The organism is Acinetobacter sp. USHLN143 (assembly GCF_037145695.1).
In the GTDB taxonomy this organism is placed as follows: domain Bacteria; phylum Pseudomonadota; class Gammaproteobacteria; order Pseudomonadales; family Moraxellaceae; genus Acinetobacter; species Acinetobacter fasciculus.
This window is the reverse complement of record NZ_JBBCWZ010000089.1, coordinates 1-8983: the sequence shown is the minus strand read 5'-3', so window position 1 is coordinate 8983 and position 8983 is coordinate 1. Positions and strand designations below refer to the sequence as shown.

The 8983-nt window shown below is 43.7% G+C and carries 9 protein-coding genes and 2 pseudogenes; 6 read left to right on the top strand and 5 right to left on the bottom strand.

Features of this window, described 5'->3' with window-relative positions; translation table 11 throughout:
- A pseudogene (locus tag WFH18_RS15495) lies at positions 1–123 on the bottom strand (IS3 family transposase); the annotation flags it as partial.
- A gap of 852 nt (positions 124–975) precedes the next feature.
- On the opposite strand from WFH18_RS15495, the gene WFH18_RS15490 reads away from it, so the two are divergent.
- The 4 genes from WFH18_RS15490 to dsbD all read left to right on the top strand — a co-directional run bounded on the left by WFH18_RS15490 (position 976) and on the right by dsbD (position 4649).
- Complete coding sequence (locus WFH18_RS15490) at positions 976–1341, top strand: HPF/RaiA family ribosome-associated protein (protein WP_005108164.1); 366 nt, start codon at positions 976–978, stop codon at positions 1339–1341.
- A 127-nt stretch (positions 1342–1468) separates the two neighbouring features.
- On the top strand, positions 1469–2011 hold the full coding sequence (locus WFH18_RS15485; RefSeq protein WP_039902494.1) for a hypothetical protein: 543 nt from the start codon (positions 1469–1471) through the stop codon (positions 2009–2011).
- A 21-nt stretch (positions 2012–2032) separates the two neighbouring features.
- Positions 2033–2788, top strand: a complete 756-nt coding sequence (locus tag WFH18_RS15480; RefSeq protein ID WP_253100158.1) for a transporter — start codon at positions 2033–2035, stop codon at positions 2786–2788.
- Positions 2789–2807: 19 nt separating this feature from the next.
- A complete protein-coding gene (gene dsbD / locus WFH18_RS15475; RefSeq protein ID WP_262443141.1) occupies positions 2808–4649 on the top strand; it encodes a protein-disulfide reductase DsbD in 1842 nt (613 codons plus the stop codon).
- Positions 4650–4677: 28 nt separating this feature from the next.
- On the opposite strand, the gene WFH18_RS15470 is transcribed toward dsbD, so the two are convergent.
- Complete coding sequence (locus WFH18_RS15470) at positions 4678–5874, bottom strand: GGDEF domain-containing protein (protein ID WP_262443140.1); 1197 nt, start codon at positions 5872–5874, stop codon at positions 4678–4680.
- 342 nt (positions 5875–6216) lie between these two features.
- On the opposite strand from WFH18_RS15470, the gene WFH18_RS15465 reads away from it, so the two are divergent.
- Complete coding sequence (locus WFH18_RS15465; RefSeq protein ID WP_262443139.1) at positions 6217–6786, top strand: FMN-dependent NADH-azoreductase; 570 nt, start codon at positions 6217–6219, stop codon at positions 6784–6786.
- Between the two features lie 62 nt (positions 6787–6848).
- On the opposite strand, the gene WFH18_RS15460 is transcribed toward WFH18_RS15465, so the two are convergent.
- A complete protein-coding gene (locus WFH18_RS15460) occupies positions 6849–7760 on the bottom strand; it encodes an alpha/beta hydrolase (RefSeq protein WP_164543175.1) in 912 nt (303 codons plus the stop codon).
- Positions 7761–7916: 156 nt separating this feature from the next.
- Between WFH18_RS15460 and WFH18_RS15455 the strand changes: the two genes are divergently transcribed.
- The gene (locus tag WFH18_RS15455) at positions 7917–8354 is read left to right on the top strand and encodes a DUF2147 domain-containing protein (RefSeq protein WP_005105342.1); all 438 of its coding nucleotides are present in this window, start codon (positions 7917–7919) and stop codon (positions 8352–8354) included.
- Positions 8355–8427: 73 nt separating this feature from the next.
- Here the strand turns inward: WFH18_RS15455 and WFH18_RS15450 are convergent, their stop codons facing one another.
- A complete protein-coding gene (locus tag WFH18_RS15450; RefSeq protein ID WP_005245670.1) occupies positions 8428–8778 on the bottom strand; it encodes a Spx/MgsR family RNA polymerase-binding regulatory protein in 351 nt (116 codons plus the stop codon).
- A gap of 122 nt (positions 8779–8900) precedes the next feature.
- Positions 8901–8983 (bottom strand): annotated as a pseudogene (locus WFH18_RS15445) (IS1 family transposase); the annotation flags it as partial.

Genomic DNA, 8983 nt, shown 5'->3' with positions numbered 1-8983 from the left:
TTGGTTTTGATGAACATCAAATTCAGCACTCAATTCAGCAAGTGTTTTTTCTGCTTTAATCGCAGCAAGTGCTACCTTAGCTTTAAAGTCATTTGAATGATTTCTTCTTGGACTACGTGTCATAAAATACTCCATATATTGATGTTTATAACATCATTTGGGGAGCAAAATATCACTTATAAGTGTTGTTCAAATTTCCTGATCCACCTCTATTCACGATGATTAACTTAGAAAATCAGTAAAAATAGGGGGATATACAGATTGTTTAGTAATTAATTTGGGCCTGAGGCTGAACAGCTTTGTTCTGTTTGTGTAATGAAGCTACTTTTAAAATCTCAAATAACCCTCGTTTTATAAGCCTATTCTCAGCGTCGTAAAATAAGAGTGATCGGTCTTATATTTCAATTGAAAATCATTTTTGCAGGTTGTTATTTTAGAATGACGAAGGGGTATTTTTCCTGATTCTGCAAAAGTAAGTAAATAATGATAAAGCATATGATCTATTCAGGACTGTAAGGCTTACTAGATGCAGATCTTATAAGAAAAATTATTAGATAAAAGTGAGCTAATTTCGATAAAAAATACTTTTAATTCCTCTTTTTTAGGTTTTCTGGTCGAGTGTTATTTAAGCGATTTATCGGTCTGGCCAAAAAACATTTCAAATTAAATCGTGTGAAGAGTTGCGCAATTGCCGTTTGAAAAATCCTGCATTTTTGAGCTGAGTAAGCAGTTGTCACAATGGATTATTCTTTTGCTAAAAAACCAAAATATCACTTGCATATTTCCCAGATACAGCCGATATTCAAGATATAAGGACACGATTCTGCAGACTCAAAAATGTGTTCATCATTCAAAATGGAGGGTGTGATTCCAATCATTTGAAGAAGTGAAATGCGATGCGAAACAGCAAGCTACAAACGTGCCAAGATAAAAAATTTTGCACTCAAAAGTTACAAAGATTGAGGATGGTAATATATGAATATTGAACTTCGTACCGATAACCACATTCAGAATAGTGATCGTTTAATTACTTATGTACGGGAAGAATTAAATCAAGAATTCCAGCGCCACAGCGAACGTATTACCCATTTTTCAGTCCATCTCAGTGATGAAAATGGCGCCAAAGGCGGCGATGACGATATTCGCTGTATGATTGAAGCGCGTCCTGCAGGCTTGAAACCTGTCGTAGTCAATCACCGTGGCCATAATGTCGATACTGCGATCCATGGTGCAATTGACCGACTGAAACGTAGTCTGGAACATGTGATCGAGAAAAAAGACAATGTTCGTCCTGGTGCTCTCGACCTAGCAGACACAGATACTGCGGATATCGAAGAGTAAGCCGAACCGATTTGAAAAAGCCCTGCGGGGCTTTTTTCGTATTAAACAAAAATATAGTTATGAGAAGCACAACAAATCCTGCTTTATTCGGCATAATAGTCGAAAACGAATCAAAGTGAGCTCCATCATGTTAACTGCGCAACAACAGCTTTTTGTGCAAGCACTCGAAGAATTAAATCTGGACCAGGTTAAACAGCTGCTGGCAGATGGACTCAACCCGAATTTTATTGATCATGACAAAGGCCCGGTGATTTCGGTCTGGTCAGATGGCCTGTTCAAATGGTGGGAAGAGGTGTGTGAACTGTATGAAGCCGGTACACCACTTTCAGAAGATGAGAAACAGGCACGTTTGGCGGTACATTTACAGATTCTGGAAGAACTGATCCAGGCCAAAGTGAATCTGCATCTGTGGGATGCAGAAGAAATTTATGGCCCGCTCTGGGATGCCGCGAGTGCCGCATGTGCACCGGCTGTACAGCGTTTACTGGATGAAAAAGTCGATCCAAATAGCAAAGATGAAGATGGCATGACTATTTTATCTTCAATTAGTGATCTATTCTTTGATTGTGATTTTGATGAAATCAACTGGTCAGAAGCTTTAGACGAAGAAAAACAGACGCTAGAACTGCTTCGCAAGCATGGCGCAAAAATGACCAAAGAACTCAGTTAAATTTTAATAAAGAGCTCCAACATGACAACATTAAAAACCTTGGGTTTGATTGCACTGGCCGGTTGTAGTGCACAGCTTTTCGCAGCAGATTTTGAATTTGATCGACCAGGTGAGGGTCTGAGTACTGGAATTACTCCAGTCGGAAATGTCGCTTGGGAGCAAGGCTTGCCTACAGCGCGTTATAGCAAGTCGGGCGATCAGACCGTGACCACACTCAGTGCAGATATGTTGTTACGTACCGGACTCAGTGATGATCTGGAATTGCGTTTAGGTTGGGCTGGCCCGACCTGGACCCAAGTGAAATCCAATGGCCAGACCGAAGAAGATGATGGTCTGGGCGATGTTAGTATTGGTCTGAAAAAGGCCATTGATTTGGATGATGACAAACTCAGTATGGCTTTGCTGGCCGAAGCCATCATTGCAACAGGCAATGCCGGTTTCACTAATGAAGAAGATATTTACAGCTTGGGTTCTGTCGTGTCGTATCAATATAATGACTTGGTCAGTACCGCATTGACCATGCGTTATGAATGGCAGGACAGCAACTGGGCAGTGTCTGCGATTCCTTCTCTAGGCTACCGCATTACTGATCGCTGGTCAGGTTATTCTGAACTGATTTACCGTAAAGCTGAAAGTGTCGATAATCAATACGCGCTCGGTACCGGGGTTATGTATGCCTTAAACGACCGTGTCCAATTGGATGCGAATGTCGGTGTAGATCTGGATGGTGCAGATCGAAGTTACTTCTCAGGCCTAGGTTTCTCTGTGCTGTTCTAAGTTATTCAACTCACAGATGATGAAATACTCGCAGTTCCCGACCTGGGGGAAAATGCTTGCCCCGGTTATTTTGGGAAGCACCTTGTTCAGCAGTCCTGCTCAGGCGGAAACTGCATTGTTGTCTGCCGAGCAGGCTTTTCCTGTGAGCGTGATCTCCACCAGTCAGCAGCAGGCTGAACTGAGTTGGCAGATTCCAGACAACTATTATCTGTATCAGCATAAAATTGAAGTCCGGCAGGGCAACCAACCGGTGTCGTTTGAGTTGCCACCCGCTGAAGATTTATATGATGATAACTATGGACATACCCAGGTTTATTATCAGCAGTTAAAGTTTCAAATTCCGACTCAGGCGGGGCAATCCTATCAGGTCAGCTGGCAGGGCTGTGCCAAAGACCGGATCTGTTATCCGCCACAAACCATTCAGTTCAAGACCGATTTGTCCGGTCTGGTGCAATTCGAAGCTGCCGGATCAGGAGCAAAGCGTTTACTTGATCTGAATACTTCATCACTGCAACACAATACCCTGTTTAATACAGTGGATTCCTCAGAATCTACAGCAGATGAAATCTCTGCATCAGCCAACACACAAACCGAACCTTATGCAGCACAAGACCAGAAATGGTCAGCCCAGTTGCTTGAGCGCTCTTTGGGCTATGGGCTTTTACTGTTCTTCGGCTTGGGAATTTTACTGGCTTTCACCCCGTGTTCCTTGCCGATGCTGCCAATTCTGACCTCGTTGATCGTACGTGACAGTAAAGGTCTGAAAGCCTGGATGATTGCACTGACTTTTGTCAGCAGTATGGCCGCTGTCTATGCAGTACTTGGCCTAATTGCGTCTTCAGCTGGTCTGAACTTCCAGCGCTGGTTGCAGCAACCGGGAACCCTGATCGCATTTAGCATCCTGTTTGTCCTGTTTGCGCTGAATCTGTTTGGCCTGTTTGAAATCAAATTGCCGCAACGTCTGGTTCATCGTCTGGATCGGGCACAGGCCATGCAGCAGGGAGGTAGTCTGGTCAGTGCCGGCGTTATGGGCATGATTTCGGCGCTTCTGGTGGGACCATGCATGACCGCACCACTGGCAGGTGCATTATTGTTTATTTCCCAGACGCAAAGTCAGTGGCAGGGGGCTTTACTGCTGTTTACCCTGGGTTTTGGAATGGGGACGCCTTTATTACTGGCCAGTATTCTGGGTGCACGGATTCTGCCTAAAGCCGGGCACTGGATGAATCAGATCAAAGTGCTCTTTGCCTTTATCATGCTGGCGCTGGCGCTGTATTTTATTCGCCCACTGATTTCAGAAGCCGCTTTACAATGGTTATCCCTAGCTTTGGGTATGACCTTCGTGGCTTATGTGCTGTTCCGGATTTTCTGGCATCGTACCGGTTTGAGATGGCTATATATCCTGTGTCTGGTACTGGCCGTGCCCTATATCGCTTATAGCCAATATCAGCACAGTCAGCGTTTTTTTGTGGAGCAGGCGAGCACAGAAGCCAAGTGGCATGTGGCACGTAGTGCAGCAGAATTTCAGCAGATTTTGGACAGGGCACCACAAGGGCAAAAGATTATTATTGATGTCTACGCCGACTGGTGTGTTGCCTGTCAGCCGATCGAACATCGTATTTTAAAATCTGCAGCGGTACAGCAGGCGCTTGCGCCATATTTCCTGATCAAGCTGGATTTAAGCCAATATAATGTCTCTCATCAAGCGCTGTTAAACCAATGGGAAATTCTCGGGCCGCCGACGTATTTATTCTTGAATGCGCAGCAGCAGGAAATTAGGGGTTTACGTTTAACCGGTGCTTTTAGCGAGGCAGAATTGCTGGCACAGCTGCAAGCACTGGCTCAAAGTGAAAATCCATAATTTAGTTCTTAAAAAAAGCTGAACCCGTTTAAGAAACCTGCATCTGTGCTGGCACCGGTTCAGCATAGGCTTTGACCAGATTACGCCCACCGGCTTTGGCCTGATAAAGCGCCTGATCGGCCTGACTTAATAACTGTTGCGGGCGTAATTCCGCGCTAGAAATGGCAATCCCGAAACTGGCGGTCACCGGGATCAGCTCACCCTCATCACTGAAAATCTGCAACTGCTGAATGGCGATGCGGCAGCGTTCAGCCACTTGTTCGGCTTTTTCCAGACTGGTATTTTTAAGCACCAAAATAAATTCTTCCCCGCCAAAACGGCCGACTACATCACTTTCGCGCAATTGCTGGTTCAGCACGGCGCTCACTTCGACTAAGGTTTCATCGCCCTTATTATGGCCATAGTGATCATTAATTTTCTTGAAATGATCCAGATCTAATAGCACTAAAGCATAATTGGGAGTGGCTGCGGCATTCAGTTTATCCAGACATTGGTTGATGCTACGGCGGTTAAACAGGTTGGTGAGCGGATCAATCTGACTCAGCTGTTTGATCAGCTGCTCGCGATGACGCCATTGGCTCAGCAGAATCTCGAATAACACCATGCAGACGGCCAGAATTGGCAAAATGAAATACAGCATCGATAACAGCCAGAAACCATTATAGAAAAGCTTGTCATCGATATTAAATAGCGGTGAATAAGGCAATTGATGACTGAAACTTAAATAGGCGCATCCGCCCAGAAAAATGGAGGCGGGAATCAGCATGCTATACACCAGCGTGCGATGAAACAGCACCAGACCGACCATAATTAAGCAGACGTAAGCGGTGGTAGCGACCGGACTGATCACGCCGACAATATAGGCATCCCGGCATAGCGAACCCACAAAGGTGCCGACTGCCAGATAGGGCAGATAACGTTCCACCAGACGGTTGCCCTGAAATTTATAACAGGGAAAAATCAGGAGAAATAGAATTACCAGAAAGCTGCTGTTCAGAGTAATTTGTGTATAGACCCGTTCTAGATGAACATATTGCCAATATTCGGGATTTAATAACACGAAAATATCCCAGCCGAGCCAGGTCAGATGTACTCCGCATCCCAAGGTCAGCATCAGGATGCATTTCTTCAGGATGCGCCAGTTCATCACGACTTCATCTTCGACCAGATATTTCTTGATTCTGTGTCTTAGCACTTTTTCTAATACAGGCGATATTCGCTTCATGGTCCCGGTCTGACTTTAATTGTTATGGCAGATTTTTTTTAAGACTTATTGGATATTTATAACTTTATTTACACAAGATAACATAAGTTTGAATGCTTGATAAACAACAATATTTAAAACATTTTTGTGATTTAGTTGATATCTGATCTGCTCAGTCTTTGCCGATAGCGCAAGTGATCCAGGCTATGTCAAAGGGTCTTAATCAAAATTAAAGAGGTTAAGAGGTATACAGTTTTGTTCTAAATTCAGGATGATGTGTTTTATTTGTACTAATTATTTCAATATAGTCAATCGTTAAAATGGCTGCATTGTTAGAAACAACCAAAGATAAAGAGCGAAGCCATGAAAGTTTTACAGATTGATTCCAGTATTTTAGGAGATGCTTCTATTTCGCGTCAGTTGACTCAGGCTGTGGTGGAACAACTGCAGCAAAAATATGCTGAGGCCATTGAAGTTGAGTATCTGGATCTGGCTGCACAGCCTATTCCTCATCTTACCGCCGAAATTTTAATGGGCCAGAATGCAGAACAAACGGCATTGGGCGAGGAAATTTTAGATCAATATTTGCAGGCAGATATCGTGGTGATTGGTGCAGCGATGTATAACTTCGGTTTGCCATCGACCCTAAAAGCCTGGATTGACCGGATCTGTGTCGCGGGACGTACTTTTAAATATACCGAACAAGGTCCTGTGGGTTTGGCGGGCAATAAGAAAGTGTATATTGCCAGCAGCCGTGGTGGTGTCTATGGCGAGCAAAGCCCGGCTGATTTTCAGGAGGCTTTCCTGAAAACCGTGTTTAACTTTACCGGTGTGAATGATATCGAAGTGATTCGTGCTGAAGGAGTGAACATGGGCGAAGCGGTTAAAGCCCAAGCATTGCAAACTGCATTGCAGCAAGTTCAGGCCATTTAAAACCTAAAACCTCTTTTCAAAGGGTCAGCTACGGCTGACCTTTTTTATATGCTAAATCATGCTTAATCTCGGTCCAGACGATGGGCAAATTTTGCAAGATCACTCAGTGCCTGTTTAGCTTCATCGAACCAGGCACTGAACATCTGAAAGTTATGCCACATACCGGTATACAGTTTAAATTCGACCTCGACACCCGCCTGTTCCGCTTTTTCTTTAAAACGGCTAGCATCATCCAGCAGAATTTCCTTGGAACCTACCTGAATATGAATCGGTGGCAAACCGGTTAAATCGGCAAAAAAAGGAGAAACTTCCGGATCACCCCGATCAATTGAACGCGGTACATAATATTCAATCCCGGTTTGAACTGTTTCCAGAGACAGCAGGGCATCATGCTTCTGGTTATAACGTAAAGATTCACTGGTCAACGTTAAATCCAGCAGTGGAGACAGCAGAATCAAACCGCTAACTTGGGGACGATCTTCTTTTTGCAGTTTGAGTGCCAGCGCCAGCGCCAGATTGGCACCGCACGAATCGCCGGACAGAATGATATCTTTGGCCTGAACACCTTGATCTAGCAGCAGATTATAGACATCAAACAAGGCTTCCAAGGCTTCAGGATAGGCAGATTCGGGTGATAGCGGATAATCGACATGCAGCACCTGCATCTGGGTTCGAGCCGCAATTTGAGTCATAAAGGCGCGATGGGTATTTAAAGAACCTAAGTAAAATGCGCCGCCATGAATATGAAAAATCAGCTGGGTCGATTCCTGCTGCGGCTTAATTTCTTCCGCGCGCAGTCCGGCCAGTCGGAGCGAGCGAATCTGTACCGTTTTATCCTGAGGGAAAAGTTTGCACATCTGTTCCAGAGCAATACGCATCGAACTCGGTGGAAGACTGAATCTGCTCGGGGCACGAATGGCCGTTTTTAAAAAGCTTTCTGTAATTAATTGTTTCGTTAGCGGGCTTATCTTCATCTTCCTTCCATCTTTTTGTGCTTTTATTGATCGTGTAGATTATTTACCAACCATATTTACAAGGTTACACTAAATAGTCACACCTAAAAATTGAAAAATTGTTGTGACTTTTTAATACTACATGGGTCTATTTTCAGACTAAGGAAATGAAGAAAAATGAAAAAAATAGCGCTTACGTTAGGACTACTAGGCTTATCTGCACTGGCTAATGCCGCGGATCCTTTAAATGGCACGGTATGGAAAACCATTGATGATAAAACCAAGCAGCCGAAGGCGATGGTTAAATTCACTGAACAAAAGAATGGTACTTTGTCAGCCAGCATTCAGTCGGTGTTAACTCCAGGTGAAGAAAATGCCTGCAAGAAATGTGAAGGTCCATATCACAACAAATCTCTGAAAGGCCTGACCATTGTTAAAGGTCTGAAAAATGCTGGTGGTACCAGTTATGACAGCGGTTCGATCCTAGATCCGCAATCTGGTAAAACCTATAAGTTGAAAGGCCAGCTGGCAGACGGTGGCAAGAAACTTGAGCTACGTGGTTTCATCGGCGTAGCGGCATTGGGTCGTAACCAGACCTGGATTCGTGCCAACTAATTTATTTTAAGCAGATATACAAAAGCCTGACCGATGTCAGGCTTTTTTTATGAGTGTTATTCAATACATGATATTAGCGGGCTAAGCCACGATAAGCTGTTTCATCAAAACCGGCAATAAATCCTGTAGAGGTCGCCAAGATTGGACGTTTAATTAAACTGGTATGGGTAGTTAATGCATTAATTAATGCATCTTCACTCGACAGGGCGGTTAGTTGCTCTTCTTCACTAAGTTTACGCCAGGTGGTGCCTTTCTTGTTCAGGACCACATCCTGACCCAAGGCATCCAGCCAGGTTTTGATGGTTTCAGCATCGATGCCCTGTTTTTTATAATCATGAAATTCATAACTCAGACCTTGCTCAGTCAGCAGATCAAAGGCTTTTTTCATCGAACTGCAATTTTTAATTCCGTAAATTTTTAACATAGCTGCCCTCTAAAAAATTTAAATCATGAACTAGCTTAACCAAATTGGCAGCAGCAGACCATGCAAAAGCAAATGAAAAAAAAGAAAAAATTTTAGGTGGTGTTTCAAAAAGTATGCTGGCGTTAAACAAATCCGTTATTAAGGTAAAAGAAAGTCAAATCAAAGGCTTTAAAATGATTTTCGAGCTTTTTAGAAAAGTTGCAAC